16 protein-coding genes are annotated in these 20,197 nt (G+C 41.1%); 15 read left to right on the forward strand and 1 reads right to left on the reverse strand.

Annotated elements, in window-relative coordinates; all coding sequences use genetic code 11:
- Window positions 1-54 precede the first annotated feature (54 nt).
- The 7 genes from M1D52_RS10055 to M1D52_RS10085 all read left to right on the forward strand — a co-directional run bounded on the left by M1D52_RS10055 (window position 55) and on the right by M1D52_RS10085 (window position 5,548).
- Entirely contained in the window at window positions 55-1,707 is a 1,653-nt protein-coding gene (locus tag M1D52_RS10055) for an RICIN domain-containing protein (RefSeq protein ID WP_437392474.1), read from the forward strand.
- A gap of 190 nt (window positions 1,708-1,897) precedes the next feature.
- Window positions 1,898-2,203 (forward strand): hypothetical protein, encoded by a 306-nt coding sequence (locus tag M1D52_RS10060; protein ID WP_157622277.1) that lies wholly within the window; start codon window positions 1,898-1,900, stop codon window positions 2,201-2,203.
- 114 nt (window positions 2,204-2,317) lie between these two features.
- Complete coding sequence (locus tag M1D52_RS10065; protein ID WP_013667537.1) at window positions 2,318-2,692, forward strand: hypothetical protein; 375 nt, start codon at window positions 2,318-2,320, stop codon at window positions 2,690-2,692.
- 151 nt (window positions 2,693-2,843) lie between these two features.
- Complete coding sequence (locus M1D52_RS10070) at window positions 2,844-3,707, forward strand: FixH family protein (protein ID WP_437392475.1); 864 nt, start codon at window positions 2,844-2,846, stop codon at window positions 3,705-3,707.
- A gap of 6 nt (window positions 3,708-3,713) precedes the next feature.
- On the forward strand, window positions 3,714-4,346 hold the full coding sequence (locus M1D52_RS10075; RefSeq protein WP_013667535.1) for an SCO family protein: 633 nt from the start codon (window positions 3,714-3,716) through the stop codon (window positions 4,344-4,346).
- Entirely contained in the window at window positions 4,330-4,830 is a 501-nt protein-coding gene (locus M1D52_RS10080; protein ID WP_437392476.1) for a c-type cytochrome, read from the forward strand. Before M1D52_RS10075 ends, M1D52_RS10080 begins: the two co-directional genes overlap by 17 nt.
- A gap of 10 nt (window positions 4,831-4,840) precedes the next feature.
- Entirely contained in the window at window positions 4,841-5,548 is a 708-nt protein-coding gene (locus M1D52_RS10085; protein WP_437392477.1) for a superoxide dismutase, read from the forward strand.
- Between the two features lie 34 nt (window positions 5,549-5,582).
- Here M1D52_RS10085 and mgtE read toward each other — a convergent pair whose 3' ends face one another.
- Entirely contained in the window at window positions 5,583-6,899 is a 1,317-nt protein-coding gene (mgtE, locus tag M1D52_RS10090) for a magnesium transporter (RefSeq protein ID WP_437392478.1), read from the reverse strand.
- A 592-nt stretch (window positions 6,900-7,491) separates the two neighbouring features.
- On the opposite strand from mgtE, the gene M1D52_RS10095 reads away from it, so the two are divergent.
- The 8 genes from M1D52_RS10095 to M1D52_RS10130 all read left to right on the forward strand — a co-directional run bounded on the left by M1D52_RS10095 (window position 7,492) and on the right by M1D52_RS10130 (window position 20,054).
- On the forward strand, window positions 7,492-7,764 hold the full coding sequence (locus M1D52_RS10095; RefSeq protein WP_013667531.1) for a hypothetical protein: 273 nt from the start codon (window positions 7,492-7,494) through the stop codon (window positions 7,762-7,764).
- 123 nt (window positions 7,765-7,887) lie between these two features.
- Entirely contained in the window at window positions 7,888-8,919 is a 1,032-nt protein-coding gene (locus M1D52_RS10100) for a sialidase family protein (RefSeq protein WP_437392479.1), read from the forward strand.
- 121 nt (window positions 8,920-9,040) lie between these two features.
- Window positions 9,041-9,643, forward strand: coding sequence for an RNA polymerase sigma factor (locus tag M1D52_RS10105; RefSeq protein ID WP_437392480.1), 603 nt, complete (start codon window positions 9,041-9,043; stop codon window positions 9,641-9,643).
- 60 nt (window positions 9,644-9,703) lie between these two features.
- Window positions 9,704-10,636, forward strand: coding sequence for a FecR family protein (locus M1D52_RS10110; RefSeq protein ID WP_437392481.1), 933 nt, complete (start codon window positions 9,704-9,706; stop codon window positions 10,634-10,636).
- A gap of 28 nt (window positions 10,637-10,664) precedes the next feature.
- Entirely contained in the window at window positions 10,665-14,111 is a 3,447-nt protein-coding gene (locus M1D52_RS10115; protein ID WP_437392482.1) for a SusC/RagA family TonB-linked outer membrane protein, read from the forward strand.
- A gap of 133 nt (window positions 14,112-14,244) precedes the next feature.
- Entirely contained in the window at window positions 14,245-15,864 is a 1,620-nt protein-coding gene (locus M1D52_RS10120) for a RagB/SusD family nutrient uptake outer membrane protein (RefSeq protein WP_130855346.1), read from the forward strand.
- A 575-nt stretch (window positions 15,865-16,439) separates the two neighbouring features.
- The gene (locus M1D52_RS10125) at window positions 16,440-18,161 is read left to right on the forward strand and encodes a DUF4979 domain-containing protein (RefSeq protein WP_437392483.1); all 1,722 of its coding nucleotides are present in this window, start codon (window positions 16,440-16,442) and stop codon (window positions 18,159-18,161) included.
- Window positions 18,162-18,356: 195 nt separating this feature from the next.
- Entirely contained in the window at window positions 18,357-20,054 is a 1,698-nt protein-coding gene (locus tag M1D52_RS10130; RefSeq protein ID WP_437392484.1) for a GH39 family glycosyl hydrolase, read from the forward strand.
- The last annotated feature ends 143 nt before the right edge of the window (window positions 20,055-20,197 follow it).

A 20,197-nucleotide genomic window follows, 5' to 3' on the forward strand; every position in this document is an offset into this window, starting at 1 on the left:
ACCTGCTATGTGGACAGATGAAATTGGTGCTTTTTAACAGTTAAATCTTAAATTATGACAAAACAGGTATTACTTACAAGCCTATGCTACTTGCTGTTGCTGTGCGCTTGTCAACGTGTGATGAAAGAAGTAGATCAACCTACTTCTTTACAACTCGCTTCCCTGCCGGATTATGGCGTAATAACGCTGAAAAATGTGGCTAGCAACAAATTTATGGAAGTGGCAGGTGATCCACTCTACAATAACAAATTTGACGACGAAGCGAAATTGCAGCAATGGGAAACTTCCATGTCTGACGGTGCACAAAGCCGATGGCAGAAATGGCATTTGATTTATCGTACCACCACTGATGGGGTAAAGTATTATCAAATTAGAAATCTACATAGTGGAAAGTTAATCGATGTTCCTGCGGCATCTGATTCAGTAAATATGCAAATACAGCAGTATGCGGCTTTTCCTTTTTTAGCCGACCAACAACTATGGCGTTTGGAGGAGCAGTCGGACGGCACTTCTGTTAGATTGGTGAATAAAGGAAATGGTTTGGCCTTGGCAATAGCGAATGGAAATACGAATAATGGAGCCGCTGTTGTGCAGGAACCCCTGGTCAATGAGAGCCGCCAGCAGTGGGTGATTAGCTTGGAGGCGGAAGATACCTATCGTGATGATGAAGTTGTTCGTTTCTTTAACCGTAATGAATCAGAGCAAGGCTCGGTTGCTTTTGATCAGGGAAATAGCATCTTATTGAGTTGGGGCGCTAATGCCGGCAAAGTGCTGTGGGTTACACAGGACGCTTGGGATGGTACCTCTTTAACATCGGAGGATAAATTTCCTTGCAATTATTTCTTCAGTTATGGGAATTCGATGCTGCTACAACCTTCCTTAACGGATTGGAATAACCTGCATACACCAAATGTAACCGTTCCCGGTGGTGCAAATGGACGGCCAAGGCAAGTTTGCACTATTCAACCAAATAATACTTTTGCCTGGCCAGGGGTGGGGGTAGAAATCGGCGATAAAGTATATGTTCACTGTGGAGAAGGTTCCGGTTTAAACGCCACCAATCAATCGCTCTATGTCTTTACGCAAAATGCCAGCACTACCTGGCAAACACAACGAACTACCCCAACGGGTTTAAGCGGGCAGACTGCCATTTTATATGCTACCGGCATGGTAAAGGCAGGAGATGGCTATGTGTATGCCTATGGAAGTGAGACAGTGGGGTTTGGCTATGAAAGCTATATTCATGTAGCACGTTTTCCGGAAAGTAATCCTCAACAATGGGAATTTTTTAATGGTACCGAGTGGACAGCAACGCCTACTACCGGTGCTGCTTCAAAAGTAGCAGATGGCTTGGGCTCAAGTGCCGTATCCTATCTGAATGGAAAGTATATTTTGATGACGATGGATCAGGGGTTTAATTGCGATGCCAATCGGCGCATTTACCTGGCTACTGCTGATAGCCCGACGGGTCCCTTTACCGAACGAAAGGCTGTTTACACGATTAGTGAATATTTTTACGGACAATATGCCCGGTATTATACACCCGCTATTCATCCACATTTTAATAATGGCCGGAATGAATTGTTGCTTACCTACTGCTTAAATTATTCTGCATGTGGCTTAGACGGATGTCAAGACGGCTATATAGACCCGTATTATTATCGAGTCAAAGGTATTCGAGTTCCTTTTACAATGATTGGTTTGTAAATGAACCGCCTACCCGATGCATGCGGGGGGCGGTTTTCTTTAGAAGCATAGTTTATAAAAGCGAGTTGAATTGCACGTTTTATAACAAAGCCTTATATTCGCAACATCTTAATGTTAGTCTTTGAAACGCTTTGCTATCATATTATTAATCCCCATCGTGTTGCTTCAAACCTGCGCAGGATTATTTATTATGACAGCTTTTTACGCCAATCAGGATTATATAGCCAAAAATCTTTGTATTAATAGAAATACAAAAATGGCTCCTTTATGTAGTGGTCGATGTATCTTGGTAAAAGAACTTAAAAAAGAGCAAGATCAAGATAAAAAAAATGCGGAAACCAAGTTACGGGATTTCCAACCAATGAACCGAACCTTTGTGTTTCTCGATATTAATCCACTGGTTCTACCTCTTGATAAGCCAAGTTTCTTTTCGGAAAGAGCGCTTCCGTATATTGCACCGAGCTTGGCGTCTATCTTTCATCCCCCACTTGTATAATTTAAACCTTGGTTCAAATCAAAACCCATAAGTGTAAGACTTGATGGAAGCTATGGTCGTTTGATCCATTCGGATTAAGTATTCTTTTTATTTGTATATTATTTCAATAAAGAAGTGTTTAGGAAAACATTCGTTTATCTATTGCTACTCAGCTTGGTTTTTCAGTGTCTGGGAAGCTTAGGACTGCTGACTTGGTTTATAGTCAATAGGGAGTATATTACGAATGAATTATGTGAAAACAAGGAGCGGCCGATGATGCACTGTAACGGTCAGTGTGTATTAATGAAAAAATTAAAAAAATGGGGAGAAGCTGAATCACAAGACAGTGAAAGATATATCAATAAAATAGAAGCTCTTGTTATTGTTCCTGAAACCTTGAAATTAAAAGCCCCGATACCCACCCTACGGCAATGGATCGTTCCTCCTTACTCGGGTCGATACTACTATCTTTATGCAACAAGTCTTTTCCACCCGCCAAGAATGATTTGAAAAATTACTTTTGCGGCGAAGATATTTGCCTTTTCACGCTTTATTTATAAGCCGAGTATATCAAAAATATAAAATCACACGGTTGTCTGGCTGCTTTACCTGGGCAAAAGCTGCCTAATGGGCTTAGATAACTAAACTTATTTTAAAGACTATGTTAACACATTGCAAATTTATTTTTATACCGACAATATCTTTAATGCTCCTCCTGCTATCATGTAATCAAAATCCACAGACTCACGTAGCTGAGAACGATCATGGTCAAACCGTAGCTAATACATCTTTTGATGAATCTTCTTTGATCAAAGTGGGGGAGGGGGCGTCGGTTGACGGCGATCTTTCAGCTACGCTTTATGCTAGCGATTCATTATACGATACCTATCAATCCTTTTTTATAAAACTCAACGATGCGAAAGGCCGGCCAATAGAGAAGGCGCGCTTACAAATCCTGCCTGAAATGAAAATGGGGATGATGGCTCATGGAGCACCGGTAATACAACCAAATGACGAAACAGAAAATGGTTTTTTTAAGGGGGCAGTGGTGTTTATTATGCCTTCATCATCAGAAAGTGGCCATCGCTGGACGCTTAGCTTGTTGGTCGACCAGCCCGATGCTAATCAAAATCGAGTGAGCATTCCGGTGGAGGTAAAACAGTTGAAAAAGCCACGCACCATTGCTTTCGACGGTGGGGCGGATGGACGTTTCTTTTTGTCGTGGTTGAACAGCGACTCGGTGAAAGTTGGGAAGCAACCGGCGCATTTTATCCTTCATCGTATTAGTAAAAATGAATATCCGGCTGTTTTTGACGGTTATGAAATCCAACTGAAAACACATATGCCGGATATGGGCCATGGTTCCGAAGGCAATCAAGATGCCAAAGCTACGGGTAATGGCTATTATAAGGGAGAAATAAATCTTGGCATGCCTGGTTTGTGGGAGGTGCAGGCAAGTCTATTGAAAGACGGAAAGGTTGTATCAACAGAGCCCATTGTGTTTAAGGTGAACATTAGCGAATAGTTGTTTATGAAGAATCTATTATATGTAGCAGGGTTTCTCACCCTGTTCTTTTTGGGAGCTTGTAAGGACGAAAAGTTACCTTACTACGGTGATGCTGCTCATCGAATTGCCGATTTCCGTTTCCGCAACCAGGATAGCGTGTGGATCAGTAATGATAGTTTTGCAGACAAGATCTATGTGGCCGATTTCTTCTTTACAACTTGCCCAACCATTTGTCCCATTATGTCGAAGAACTTGCAACGAGTAGCCACTCATTTTAAGGGAAACCCCTCAATAGCGATCCTTTCGCATAGTATCGATCCAAAGCATGATAGTATTCCCGTGCTTAAAAAGTATGCGGAGAAGCTTGGTGCGGACACCTCCCTATGGCATTTTGTGGGCGGACCGGCAGAACAGGTATATACGTTGGCTGAGAAATCTTACTTCGCTGCAGCCGCAGAAGAAGAAGAGGCCCCGGGAGGATATATCCACAGTGGCAGTTTTGCCTTGGTGGATCGAGATCGACGAATACGGGGAATTTACGACGGAACCGTTGATGAACAAGTATCAAAATTGATTGATGACATGGAGATACTTCTAAAGGAAAACAATGGACTGACGAAAGAACTTAAAAACAAAAACAATGATCACACGAAATAAATGGATGGCTATCGTGCCATCCTTAATTGCGCAACTGTTCCTATTAGCCTGTGGTGGAACGGATCAGAACGCCGGAAGTGAAAGTGATAATAGGAGTAAAGCGATAACATCGGCAGTACAGCATACAGAGAAGAAAACAGAAGTGTCACCTGCAGATTTAACCAATAAAGGTGTGGGCCCAATAAAAGCGTTCAAACCCGGCAGCATAAATGCCCAGCTGGTGAATGAAGGGTCGGAGCTCTTTACGGCTAAATGTGCCATGTGCCATAAAATGGACAGAAAGATCGTAGGGCCGCCGCTGAAAGGAGTAACAAGTAGGCATAGCCCCGAATGGGTGTTGAACATGTTGCTTGCACCGGATAAGATGATTGCCGAAGATCCGGCGGCGAAGGCTTTGTACGAGCATTATCAAACACCCATGATTAATCAGCAATTGACGGAGGAAGAAGCAAAAGCTATCTATGACTACCTAAGGAAAAATTAACAGTAATAAGATGTTAACACGCAGAAAATTTATAAAAAACACAGGCAAAGGCCTCGTAGGGACGATACTAGCGGGTTCTTTACTCGACGTTGAAGAGGCATCAGCACTTGAAAACGAAGCACAGAAACGCTTATCTTTTACACAAGATAGGTTGATGTATACTTATAAGGATTTAGCACCATACATCGATGCTTTGACGATGGAAATCCACTATACAAAACATCATACGGCCTATATTAAATCAGTCAATGAAGCAATAATTGCCGAAAATGTTATGGAGCAGACAGCCCATGACTTGTTTAAGGATGTAGCAAGCTATTCGGACAAGCTCCGAAATAATGCAGGAGGTGCTTGGAATCATAATTTCTTTTGGGAAAGCATGACGCTAAAGGTAGGAACACCTCCAAGCAAATTGGCCGATATGATTCAAGCTACATTTGGTTCTTTTGAACAATTTAAGGAGCAGTTTGCACAGGCTGCTGTTACCCATTTCGGCTCGGGTTGGACCTGGTTGGTCGATCATAAGGGAAAAATGGAAATTATTTCAACCTCCAATCAGGATAATCCATTGATGGGACCCGCTCAAAAGACTCCCTTGCTGGGGTTGGATGTGTGGGAACACGCCTATTATTTAAAATATCAGAACCGCCGATCTGAATATGTACAGAATTGGTGGAATGTGGTACATTGGGATAAAGTAGCCGAAAGGTTGATTTAATATAGAAAGGGATGCCAAAGCATCCCTTTCTATATTAAAGTAATTTGCCTGAAAGAAAAAGGGCCGCTACAGAAAAGTAGATGATTAGACCGGTTACGTCAACGAGTGTAGCCACAAAAGGAGCAGAGGCCGTGGCGGGGTCCATGCCTATTCTTCTTAAAAGAAAAGGAATCAGTGATCCCGATAAAGAACCCCAAAGTACAATGAAAACGAGTGATATGGAAACACTTAAGGCTACCCAGATCCAATAAGTACCATAGTTGTAGATACCGGTTTGTTGCCAAATAAAAATCCGCAAAAATCCAATGGTGCCGAGGATGATACCTAGAGATAAACCCGATAGCATTTCCTTTCGCATGACATACCACCAATCTTTTAGTTTTAGTTCACCCAAAGCCATAGCTCGTATAATGAGCGATGCAGCTTGTGATCCCGAATTTCCCCCACTGGATATAATGAGCGGAACGAATAAAGCCAATACAACTGCTTTTTCAATTTCGGAATCAAAAAAACTCATAGCAGAAGCTGTAAACATTTCACCTATAAAAAGGATGATAAGCCAGCCTGCTCTCTTTTTTACCAAGTCGACGAGCGACGTCTGGGTATAGGATAAATCCAGTTCTTCAACACCCCCGAATTTCTGAATATCTTCGGTATCCAATTCTTTCATTTTATCCAAAATATCATCGGAGGTAACAATCCCGACTAACACACCTTTTTCAGTGGTAATGGGTAGCGCCGCGCGATCGTACTTCTCGAAAATGTCCAAGGCAGTTTCAATGGAGGTGGTTGTAGTGATAGCGATAAAGCTCTCATCCATCAATTTTCGAAGCATATCGTCGGGCTCGGCCATCAATAACTGACCAATGCGAAGATCATCAATCAATTTGTTATCCTTGTCGACTATGTATATATGATTGAGCGTTTCTGCCTTTTTTCCAAATTTCTTGATATGTGTAAAAACTTGCTGTACAGTCCACTCGGCTCTCGCTTGCACGTAGTTGGGTGTCATCAACCGCGCAATACAATCTGCCGGATATCCGATTAAATTTAACGCAACCTCTTTTTCCTCATCATTCAATAAGTTAATGCTTCGCTTAATAAGATCGTCAGGAAAGCTCTCGAATAGCGATGTACGATCGTCTGGTTCTAAATTGTTCAATACCTCAGCTACTTCTTTATCTCCCAGACTTTTAATAATCTCTTTTTGTAGATCAATTGTCAGATACGAAAATACAGCTGTCTTTTGTTCGCCAGCTAATTTGAGAAAGGCAATGTTTCGCTCTTTGCTGTCAAATAAAGTGATTTGCTCAGCAATGTCTGCAGGGTGAATTTCTTGAAAAGTGTTCATTTCTTGATGATTTACAGATAAACAATGCAATGTTGAAAGCAGGAACCATTAAGCGTTATCAACGCTTTACTTGATAACTCGTTCAAAAAGAAATGCGAAGGTTGATGGAAAGTTTGTTTGTCATCGCTCCTTTCGCTTATGCAGCTCATTAATTACCACACAGCTGAAAGAAGCAGCAGGTTTAATGAGCGCGTTCTCCTGTTATGTAACTGGGGCCCGTATCCATTTTTTGTTTTATTTTTTTTTATGTCGACAAAGATAGCATTATTTATGTCGAGAGAACTTAAAGATATATTGGAAAGTGATTAGAAATTTATTAGAATGTTGGATGACAGAGGCTAGGAAGAACAGGTAAGGATGCTTCTCGACTATCACAATTTAGCACAGATTGAGGCAACCTAAAAAGTGTATAAAAAACAATTCGAAGCGAGGAAATGAACTTTCGTGTAACAACAAGGCATTTCTGTGTAAAAAATTTTATTTTGCATAAATCATACAGTTTATTTGTGAAAAAATGAGTGATGATCGAGGCAGTTGTTCTCGGTGAGCGCGTACAAATATTGTTAGGTTTGCAAATATTAAAAACCGGATTATGTATACAGTAGGATTTATTAGAAGATGTTATCCTGACGTCCTGATCAACCCAGTATCTTGCAGGAGCTTCGCGGAACTTTTAACATGGTTCAATCAATACGTGAACGACGAAGGACACTATATGCATAAAGACTATGTAATCGATACCTTTGCCGATACATTGGAACAGGAAAATGCCATTACTATTAACCTGGATAACGGTATTGCGCTTGTGTTCGCTATTGCGGATCGCTTCGAGAAAAATGTTCATAAGCATGTGCATTTTAATTGACGGATGCTTGCTACAGAAAACCGATTAACAGTTACTTTTTAGCATTTGGACGTTATTTGGACTTTGTTAGTTGCTTGCTTATAAAACGATAAGTATTAACTTAGCCTTTCTAACAATTTCAATATGTTAAAAAAGCTGTCTTTGTTGTCTGCTCTTCTATTTTTTCCTTTCTTAGCTCTTTACGCCCAGAAGAGGTTGAAAATTATTAAACAAGAACTGGTGTTTACCAATCCTCCTTTTAAGGAATGTCATGCATCTACACTTTTGGAAGTAAAGCCGGGTATCTTATTGGCGGCTTGTTTTGGAGGTTCGCAAGAAGGGAAGGAAGATGTGAGCATTTGGCTATGCAAAATAAACAGCGAAAAGATTTCAACGGCCCAAATAATAGCTGATGGTGTCGTAAATGATACCTTACGTTATCCAACCTGGAATCCCGTTTTATTTAAATCACAAGCGGGGAAAACCTTTCTGTTTTATAAGGTTGGACCCAATCCGAGAGCATGGTGGGGAATGGTAAAAACATCAACCGATGACGGGCTAAACTGGTCATCTCCGCAGAAACTTACCGATGGAATCCTAGGCCCGATCAAAAATAAGCCGATTCAGTTAGCTAATGGCTATATCTTATCGCCCTCTAGTGTAGAAGTTACCGAAAATAAATGGAGAGCTCATATTGAACTATCAAAGGATGACGGTGAAAGCTGGCAATATATACCCATAGATACTGCCTCCGAGTATAATGTAATTCAACCAAGTATTTTAACTTACAAGAATCAACGATTACAAGTACTTTGTCGAAGCAAAGAAGGATCAGTAATCCAATCTTGGTCTGAAGATGGGGGACTACACTGGGGTTCGCTGAATAAAACCGCCCTTTTAAATCCAAATTCCGGAACGGACGCCGTTACCTTGCGCGACGGACGCCAACTGATCGTATACAATCCGGATGTACCTGGAAAGGAGTGGTTCAACAATAGAGGAAAACTGCGCATTGCCTGCTCGATGGACGGCCAAAAGTGGAATGATGTTGCTGTATTGGAAGATGGTACGAATGAAGAATATAGCTACCCTGCGATTATACAAACGAGTGACGGCCTGATTCATGTCTTGTATACCTATGATCGGAAAAATATAAAGCACGTGGTTTTGCAGTAATTGGATGCATTCATTCTTATACCCTTAATTTTTTTGTCTTTTTTGCATGTATAAAAAATAATCGTATGTTTGACATTTAATAGTCGTTTACTAACCATTTTCTGTATAAACCTTGGGGACGATGCATACGAATCAATATCATTTCCTTTCCGACAAGGAGCTGATTGCTATGTTAACCAATAGTGATAAGCATGCTTTCGATACGTTATATCATCGCTACTCAGCTATGCTTTTGCATTATTTGAGTAAATTGTTGATGGACGAGGAGTTGGTACAGGACTTATTGCAAAATATATTTGTTTCCTTATGGGAACGAAGAAAGCGATTGCCTCCTATAGAGTCTTTAAAAACATACCTTTTCAACTGTGCTAAATATCAGGCCGTCGACGTCATTCGCAAACAGGTGAAACAACGTTCTTTTGAACAACGCCACGTTTTTCCGAACCAATCTGTTTCACCAATCGAATTACAATCCGCAAAGGAGTTAGCTGCATTCCTGGAGGCCTGCACGAGGAATATGCCCAAAAAGACAAAAGAGATTTTTGACCTAAGTCGGAACGAACAACTCAATCATAAAACAATTGCGGATAGGTTACATATCGCTCCAACAACCGTAAAAAAGCAGATCAATAATGCATTGAAGTACCTGCGCTATAAACTGTCTACTACTCCTTTTTGGAACGATATGCTGTTGCTATTTATCATTGTGAATGGCGTGCAATAAAAAATAAATTTTTTATACTACCTATCGCCTCTTCCTACGACTTATGTGAAATTAATCTTTATGGATGCACATAAGCTAGCCGATCTGTTAAAGAAGTACCTAAACAATACTGCTTCTGAAGAGGAGCGAACACTTGTTGACGCATGGCTTAAACAGCGAGAAGCGGATGCATTTTACCAAGGGAAAGATGCTTACTTAACGCGCGCGCAATTCATAAAAGAAAAAATAGATAAACAGATTCGCATTAATAAATATAAGCGGACGGCGGCTAGGACCTTAGTGGGTGCTGCTTGCATCTGTCTATTCTCGTTAGGGCTTAATTATTGGACAGAAAACACAAAGGAACACTACGAAGAGCAGTATGTTGTGCAGGCCTCTAAAAATCAAAAAGTCCGCATCCGAATGACGGATGGTTCAATCATTATGCTAAATGCCGAAAGCAAATGTAGTTATTCAAAGAAGTTTGGGGTTAAGGAGAGAAGGGTACAATTGCTAAAAGGCGAAGCTTATTTTGATGTAGCAGCCAATCAGCACCAGCCTTTTGTAGTGGAAACAAGGCACAGTCGAACCTTGGTTCTCGGTACAGCTTTTAACATCAATATAAAAGAGGCGGCGGATGCTGTAACACTTAGGAAAGGGAAAGTCGCCGTAACATCGAAGCAGGTAGCGGGGCAGCATAAACCGCTCTATTTAAAACCGAATGAACGGGCCTTGATCGTCAGCAATAAAACACCCATGAAGGAACCGGCAGATGCCTTGTCAATAAGTAATTGGAACCGGATTTATTTTGAGGGGCAAACACTTGAAAATGCTGCAAACAAACTGATGCAAGTGTATGGAATACAGATCGATATTCACCGTGAAAAGCTACGAAAGGTCAGGTTCTCAGCAAGCTTTAATCTTTCGGACAAACCTACCGATGTCATTTATGAACTAGCAAAAGCCAACAACTTTAATTATAAATGGGCTAATAATCAAGTAACCCTGTACTAAACATGCATTAATGAGATAAGAAAATGAAATGAAACCAAAAAGGGGAACAGAACACAGTGCTCTGCTCCCAGCGGCATGGTTTGTAACGCGAATCACTTCATCATGCCTCGTTCAGAAATTATACCAATTAACCGAACAATTTAAAGATATGGAAATCTGTATTAAAATGCCCACGTTGATAAAAAAACGGAGGGATATAATTAGTTTATTATGTATTGTTTTGTATTTACAGCTACCAATGTTTGCTGTAGGTACAATTAGAAAAAAGCAGTCGTTAAGTGAAACAAAGATAAGCATTCACAAAAACGGCACCTCCCTAAAGAACATATTAGAGGAAGTAGGCAAGCTTACCGGCTTACGGATTATATATAACGAAGAATTGGTCGCAGCTTATCCTAAGCTACAGGTCGACGAGAAGGAAAAACCGCTTGCTATAGTCTTGAATCATCTTTTAGCGAATACAAAGCTTACCTATGAGCTGCGTGCCGAAAGCATTATCATCAGTGAGAAAGATAAGTCTGTTCCGGAGTCGATTAAGAAAGAAGAAATAAATGACGCAAAACCTGCACAGGAACGCCAAATCAACGGGGTGGTAAGGGATCAAAATGGGAGTACTTTACCAGGGGTTAGTGTACGACTTGATGGAACGAATCGAGGTACTACGACCGACGAAAACGGAACATTCAGTTTAGCGGTTCCTGACAATGCTAAGCTGCTAATCTTTTCTTATATGGGCTTTCGTGCGCAGGAAATACCCCTTACAGGTACCAATAGCTTAAAAGTTGTATTGCAAAGTCTCGAAAATAACCTGGAAGAGGTGGTAGTTATCGGTTATGGAACACAGCGTAAAGGTGACCTTACCAGCTCAGTGGCAACGGTTAAATCGGAAGACTTTTTAAAAGGCGCTGTGCGGGATGCTGGTCAGTTGATTCAAGGGAAGGTAGCTGGTTTAACTATTACCAATCCCAGTGGTGATCCAACTGAAAAAACGCAGGTGCTATTGCGGGGAAATACCACCATATTGGGTGCCAATTCCGATCCTTTGGTGTTAATAGACGGTGTTCCAGGTACGTTTAATACGGTAGCACCTGAAGATATTGAGAGTATGGACGTATTGAAAGACGGCTCGGCCGCCGCTATATATGGTACAAGAGGAACAAATGGGGTGATTCTTATTACTACGAAGAAAGCGAAAGGGGATGGAATCAACCAAGTTGACTACGGCGTGTATGCTACCACTTCGCAGATCAGCCGCCGTCTTGATATGCTAACGGCAGCCGATTATAGGACCCAAATTGCTGCCGGTGAGCGCGATGCTTCGTGGGACTTGGGGGCATCAACCGACTGGTTGGATGAAATAACTAGAAACCCTATAAGCCACGTACATAATTTGGCCTTTCGAGGAGGGAATCATAAAACAAATTACATTGCTAGTCTTAATTATCGTGCTTTGCAAGGAATATTTAAGCGGTCGGATAACAACATCTTTCAAGGCCGACTGGAAATCAATCAATCCTTGTTTGACGACAAGGTGAATGTAAATTTTAGTATGATTGGCAATCAGACCAATTATACGGCTACTGGTGATAATGATGGTTTCAATAATTATGTTTATAGGCAAGCTATCATTAGAAACCCAACGGCTCCTATTTATGATGCAGAAGGCAAATGGCAGGAACAAGCTGGTTTATTTGAATACGAAAATCCACTCGCGCGTTTGTATGAAAGTGATGGAAAGCAGGAAATTTCTGAAATGCGCTATAATGGTAATATCAGTTATAAGCCGATCTCGGACTTGAAATTAAACGCCTTATTATCTTATGTGAAGAGCCAGCAAAATGGGGGCTATTATGAAACCAAGAATCATATCTCCACGTTAAGGGACGGAAGAAATGGTTTTGCCGCCGTCGGTTCAAATGCAAATATGACCAAACTGATGGAGCTTACAGCACAGTATAGCAAGGAAGTAAATAACCATACGTTTAATCTATTAGGCGGCTATAGTTATCAGGAAACAGATTATACCTCGCAGAGGATGACGAATTGGGACTTTCCAACCGATAACTTTAGCTACCATAACATCGGTGCCGGTAGAGCATTAAAAGAAGGTTTGACTGAAGAGACGACTTCTCGTACAACAACGAATTTAATTAGTTTTTTCGGACGCCTCACGTATGCTTACAAAGATAAATACCTATTATTAGCAAGTGTAAGGCACGAGGCGGCAAGTCAGCTGTACGGCACCAAAAATCCCTGGGGAACTTTTCCGGCTGTTTCATTGGGATGGCGATTAACCAAGGAAGCTTTTATGCAATATCAGGAAATATTTGATGATTTGAAGCTTCGCGCAGGTTATGGTGTAACGGGAAGTCAACCAAATTTAGGGTTTTTAGGTGTTGCCTTGCTTAACTATAGCGATTACTTTTATTCTAATGGTAATTGGATACAAACCTTGGCTCCGTCACAAAATCCAAATGCATATCTACGTTGGGAAGAAAAGCACGAAACCAACTTCGGTTTGGACTTTAGCATGTTCAACAGCCGGTTAAGCGGGAGCATCGATGTATATAATCGGGATATCAACGGGTTACTCTATGATTACGCGGTACCAAGTCCGCCTAATTTGTATAAAACAACGAGGGCTAATGTAGGAAAAATGCGCAACAAAGGGATTGAAGTACTTCTATCCTTTAACCCGATCAGAAAGAAGCAATTTAACTGGTCGACCTCCATTAATTTTTCAACAAACAGCAATGAGCTGATCAGTTTGTCTAACGAACTATATCAGTCGTCAAGCGATTATTTTATGACCGGATGGATCAGCGAACCGGTTAAGACTGAGTCTCACATTGTGCGTGTAGGCGATAAGATCGGTAATTTCTATGGCTTTAAAGTAATTGATATTTCAGACGACGGAAAATGGATCTATGAAGGCAGAGACGGAAATCCGGTAGCTTATGACGACTTTCCGCGCGCATTCGAAGATAAAAAAGTAATCGGTAATGGACTCCCCAAATGGTATGCGGGATGGAATCATTCCTTCCAGTATAAGCAGTTTGATTTGAATATCAGTATGCGTGGCGCCTTTGGTTATCAGATTATTAACGGTGCACGGATGTATTATGAGAATACAAACTTAGAGCAATACAATCGTTTAAAATCAGCCTACGACAAGATTTATGGAAAAGCAATTTTGAACAAGCTCGTCCCCGGCGAATTTAATAGCTATTATGTAGAAAATGGTGATCATTGGAAAATAGATAATATTACACTTGGTTATACTTTTAAATCGGATAAGTGGAAGGGAGTCAAGAGCTTGCGTGTTTACGCATCCAGTTTAAATACCTTCATTATTACTGGTTATAAAGGGATCGATCCGGAAGTAAGCCGTGCAGGCCTTGATCCGGGTTATGACAACCGAGATCAATATCCGACGATACGCTCCTTTACGATCGGGGCAAATGTTAGCTTTTAAAGGAACGAAGTGTACATGGATATTATAGAAATGCTAAAAAATAATAAAGATGAAGCCGAGATGTAAGTAATATTGACACACGGGGCAGTCATTATTTACTCGAGCTCTCATCAGCCATTAAAAAATAATAAAGATGAAAATAAAGATATTCTTAATCGGTTTAATGCTATCATCATTGATCATAAACCTTTCCTGTACGAAGTTGAAAGACGATGCTTACGACCGGGTTATCGCAGATGAATTTGTGGCGTCTGGTGACGATCTAATTGCGCTAATAGGATCCGCTTATGTTCCATGGCGACATACCATGCTTCTATGGAATGGTGTCGTTCGAGCGCAAATGCTTACCGCTGATCAGGACGTATTACCCGCCCGACCCAATGGCTGGGTAGATGGTGGTGTTTATAAACGTTTACATCAGCATAAATGGACTTCTGAAGATGAGGTGGTGCGGAATTGCTGGGAACGAACATATGTAGGTGTGAATAGTTGTAATCGCATAATTTATCAGATCGAATCGGGGGCTATTGAAGTTCCAGATACCCGCGAACAAATATTGGCCGAGTTAAAGGTGCTACGTGCTTCCTATTATTATTTATTATGCGACCTCTATGGTAATGTACCTATTGTAACCCAATTTGATGTACCGGAAGGTTACTTGCCAGAACAGAACACGCGACAGGAAGTGTATGATTTCATTATTTCAGAGATAACAGGAAATATCGATCAGTTGAGCGAAACGGTAGGTGGTAATTTTTATGGCCGTTTTAATAAGTGGGCTGCATACAGCTTGTTGGCTAAGGTATACCTGAATGCCGAAGTGTATACCGGTACAGGAAACTATGATGCTTGTATTGAAGCGTGCAACCGCATTATAGAGGCGAATAAATATGCTTTGGAGGGAAATCAATCTAATGTGTTTGCTACACATAATGAAAGCTCTGTTGAAATTATTATGGCACTGGCATTTGACGAAAATTATGTGAGCGATTGGAATGCTTTCGATTTTCATATGTATACGTTACAGCCTGCAAATCAGGCAACGTACAATTTCACAGCTACCCCCTGGGGAGGAGTTTGTGTAACGCCTCAATATATTAATTCTTTTGATCCGGATGACAATCGCTTAGTCACTAATTTTATACAGGGACAGCAATATTCGTCTACAGGTGCCGCATTGAATTGCACAATGGGAGCCTTTGCCGGGCGGCCTCTTGCTTATATCAATGAGGTGCCAAGTATGGACGAATCACAAGAGGTGCATGGGTTACGCTGGGGTAAGTTTGAGTACGCCCAGGGAATAACGAATCGATTGAGTAACGATTGGCCACTGTTTAGGTATGCGGATGTCCTGTTAATGAAAGCAGAATCGCTTTTGCGAACCGGCCGACAGGATGAAGCGGCGACCCTTGTAACAGAGGTAAGGGCCCGTAATTTTAAAGCAAGCCCGGAGAAGGCCAAAGTAACCGGCGCCCAACTCTTGCAGGGAAGCGCTTATGACTATGGTAGGCGAGATAATAATGCGAATACACATGAAGGCGGTGCTGATATTCAATATGGAAGATTTTTAGATGAACTGGCCTGGGAGTTTACACAAGAGGGACGCCGTAGGCAAGATATGATTCGCTTTAATGTATTTACGAAGAAATCTTGGTTTTCGCACGATCCAAGCGCGGATTATAGAAAACTATTTCCTATTCCAAATTCTGAGTTACTGACTAATAGTAAGCTTAAACAGAACCCAGGGTATTGAGGTGTTTTGCATAGTTAAATAGGATTAGCGGCAGTTGCACTAGTAGGCATTTGCGGTTGTTTTTTGCAAAAGAAACAACAAAGCTGTCTGCAGGTTACTGTCGCTATTACGAATGAAATAAAGAATTCTTTAAAATAAATCGATCGCCTATTGCCTATAGACTCTTATTAGTAATAATAACCGCTTTACTGCGACACCGACAAAAGTTGGCTGCCGGCAGCTAAAAGCTAATACTAATACTAATAACCTAGTGCCTAAGGCCCTAAAACCAAAGCCTAACCTTTAGATACGCTATTTAATCTACTAAGTTATTCTATCATATTCCTTAAGATTCTTATCATGATTTTATAGGAATTTATCTCGTACTGTGTTGATTAATAGTTTTTTGTGCTGTTTTGTTTTTAAGATTAAGTTGGTTCTGCTTCCGTTCTTCAATTGCCTGAACCGGTTTAGATTACTAGTTTTGATGAAACCATTATAAAAAAACGGCGGTAAGCGTGCACTATTTTAGCGTGTCATAATTGGGTTTGGTGTTTTACTTGCTACCACAGATATTATAAACTTAATCGGATTAGATGATGAAAAACATGTACTTTAAAAGTATACTTGTCGTTCTTGCAAGTATTTTCTTATCGTTGTCTTGTAAAAAAGTTTTACATCCTGTCAACCCGGGTGCAGAAGAGCATTTAGATGGTTATTTTTTTGACGATTTCGGCAAATTGGATAGTTTGACATGGCGCACGCCAACCAATGGTGCCACCGTAGCCCTATTGAATGGTGCCATGCAGGTAACAATGTCCGGAACCACAAAATTTAGAGGCGATATACAGCGCGTTGGCGGAGCGGTACTTAATATTAGCAACTATCCTATAATTGCCGTTAAAATGGCAAAACCGCCTAAAAGTAATTTTTTTTTCGATACGAATCTCGGTGCTTTTGATAACCGTAATAACAACCATACAGTTATCAAAATGGCTTCCGGTAATGTTTATTATTGGGATCTGAGCAAAGGGAAACTCGGCAGCAACGCACTGCCCCTTGACAGCAACATTAACTTATCGCTCTTCCAATTTAAGGTAGCGGATGTTGAATTAACTGCTGCCCAATTGGCTAACCGGCAACTTGACTATCCGGTTTATTGGGTGGGTACTTTTAAATCCGTCGAAGACCTTCGTCAAAAGGTTGGCGCACCAAACCCTGCTCCATTTCAATTCACAGCACCGTTCAAACATCCGGGTATGTTACATACAATGGCGGATTTAAATCATATTCGTTCCTTAGTTGCCGACCAAAAGCCAAATGCTTATGCATGCTATCAGTTGTTGGCCGCGAATGGCCGTTCCTCAGCTTCCTTTACTATGGCGGGGCCCTTTACAAAACTTACAAGAGATGCAAGTCAAACCGTTGACGGGATAGGAGGAGGCGCGGTGAAATCACGAGTAGAAAATGATTTCCTGGCTGCTTATTACAATGCCTTGATGTGGAATATTACGGGTAATGTCGCTAATGCACAAAAATCGATTGAAATTATTGATGCTTACGCTTCCACTACCACCGGCATCATCGGTGGCGATGCTGAGTTGAACGGCCTTTATGGCTTCATTTTAGCAAATGCTGCCGAAATCATGCGATCGACTTATCCACAGTGGCCCACAGCCTCTATCCAGCGTTGTGGTACTATGCTAAAGCAGGTATTTTATCCGACTTTACAGAATTTCAGACCCTATGCCCATGGCAACTGGGATATTATTTGTATGAAGGCATTGATGGCCATTGCCATCTTTACCGAAGATCGGGAAATGATAAATCGAGTTGTTACTTACTTTTATCATGGTGAGGGCAATGGAAGTATCGACAATTATGTAGTATCTACCGCCGGACAACTGCAAGAAAGCAATCGAGACCAACCGCATACCATGCTGGCGCTCGGATCATTAGCTGAACTTGCTGAAATGGCTTATCACCAAGGAATAGATTTATACAAGGCTTCTAATAATGCTCTTATGAGAGGTTATGAATATACAGCCAATTATAACTTGGGAAATGAGGTGCCTTACGTGCTTTGGTATGACTACGGGGAAAGAAATTATCAAGATTACACACCAGAGGCCATATCTCCAAAGAATAGAGGAAATTTCCGATCTGTATTTGAAATTGCATTCAATCACTACGTACACAGAAAAGGCTTGGCAATGCCCTTTACTTCTCAGGTACTACAGGACCTGCGGCCGGAAGGGGCCCCATTTGGAGCCGATCACCCAGGCTATGGAACCTTGCTTTTCAATAGGTGGGAATAAAAGAGTGTACGAATAGCTATTAAACTATTTAACATATTTTCCATCAATCTACGTCCATACAGAGGTGCTTTGACGGAACTAATAAATTTATAAGCTGGATAAAGTTTGGAATGTTATTACATTTATTCAACTTTATTGAATAATAAAATATACCAATTTTATAAATGATTTTTCAACCACTTATAAATCATAGATATGCGAAACACATTTAGCTATTTACTTCTTGTTTTTTTTGCAATTGTATCCACAAATGCAAAAGCCCGGCAAACTTCAACTACTAATAACCTCATCAAAGTAGATCTTCAAAAAAAGATAGCTCCGATGAAACCGATATGGGCCTGGTTTGGATACGATGAACCTAATTATACTTATATGAAAGATGGCAAAAAGCTTCTTTCTGAACTGGCTGATTTAAGTCCGGTTCCGGTATATGTCCGTACACACAGCTTATTGGTAAGTGGCGATGGAACCGCTGCTTTAAAATGGGGCTCAACGAATGCGTATACCGAAGATGCAAATGGGAAGCCTGTTTATGATTGGAAAATTATTGACAGTATTTTTGATACGTATATTCAGAGAGGAATGAAACCCTTGGCTCAAATAGGTTTTATGCCCGAAGATTTATCATCAAATAATCCAAAACCTTATCGACATCGTTGGAAGCCCGGTGATCCTTATACCGATATTATTACCGGGTGGGCCTATCCTCCAAAAGATTACAATAAATGGCGAGAACTGGTTTACGAATGGGTAAAACATGCCGTGGAGCGATATGGAAAAGAGGAGGTAGAAACGTGGTATTGGGAGGTATGGAACGAACCTAATGGCCATTATTGGATGGCTAGTCAGGATGAGTTCTTTAAGCTTTATGATTATGCGGCGGATGGTGTTAAACGCGCACTGCCAACTGCTAAAATTGGAGGACCTAATATCGCGGGCACTTCGAGTAAAGGTGCTATGGAATGGATGAATAATTTTATAAAGCACTGCATTTCCGGTACCAATTACGCCACGGGAAAAAAGGGATCACCCTTGGAAGCCTTGCTTTTTCATGCTAAAGGTTCACCCAAGCTGGTAGACGGGAAGGTCGTGATGAACATGTCGCCACAAATGCGTGATATTGCTGCGGGTTTCCGCATAGCGTCTTCTTATCCTGAAACAGAACATTTGCCGCTTATTATCGGTGAATCAGATCCTGAAGGATGTGCAGCATGTGGTATGGCAACGAACCCTGAAAATGCTTACCGAAATGGCACCATGTATTCGAGCTATACTGCCGCTTCCTTCGCAAGGAAGTATTTGTTAGCTGATGATGCAAAAGTGAATTTTCTGGGCGCGGTATCTTGGTCTTTTGAATTTGAAAATCAACCTTGGTTCTACGGCTTCCGTGATTTGGCAACCAATGGAGTTGATAAACCGGTACTGAATGTTTTCAGAATGTTTGGTATGATGAAAGGCGATCGTATATCAGTAGAGAGTAATCGAATGTATCCACTTGAAACGGTACTTGATTCCAGTGTGCGTGGACCAAAAACGGATATTGGCGCATTGGCTACTAAAGATGTAAAATCAGCAGCGGTGATGGTTTGGAATTATCACGATGCCGATGAACAGGGGCCTGCCGAAATTGTGAATGTAGTTTTAGCGCATGTACCAGCTAAGGATGCCACGCTCCATCTGTATCTTATTGACGACGAGAATAGTAATTCTTACGAAGTTTGGAAAAAAATGGGCTCACCGCAAAAGCCAAGTCAACAGCAAATCTCAACGCTTGAGCAAGCGGGTAAACTAAAGTGCATTTTGGAAAAAAGAATAGATATAAACGCGGGCAAAGCCCTTGTGCCGTTGTCGTTAAAACGACAAGCGGTAGCGCTTATTAAACTGGACTGGTGAGGCTGTTTTTAATCATTACTGCATAGCGTAGATGAAGAATATTTTATGACGGAGATGGTTTGATCAAATAAGCTTAACTTTTATTTTACGCTTGTTAATAATTGGATGTTTAGTGAAAAACGAAATAGAAGTCCTAAAGAGCA

The organism is Olivibacter sp. SA151 (assembly GCF_054130995.1).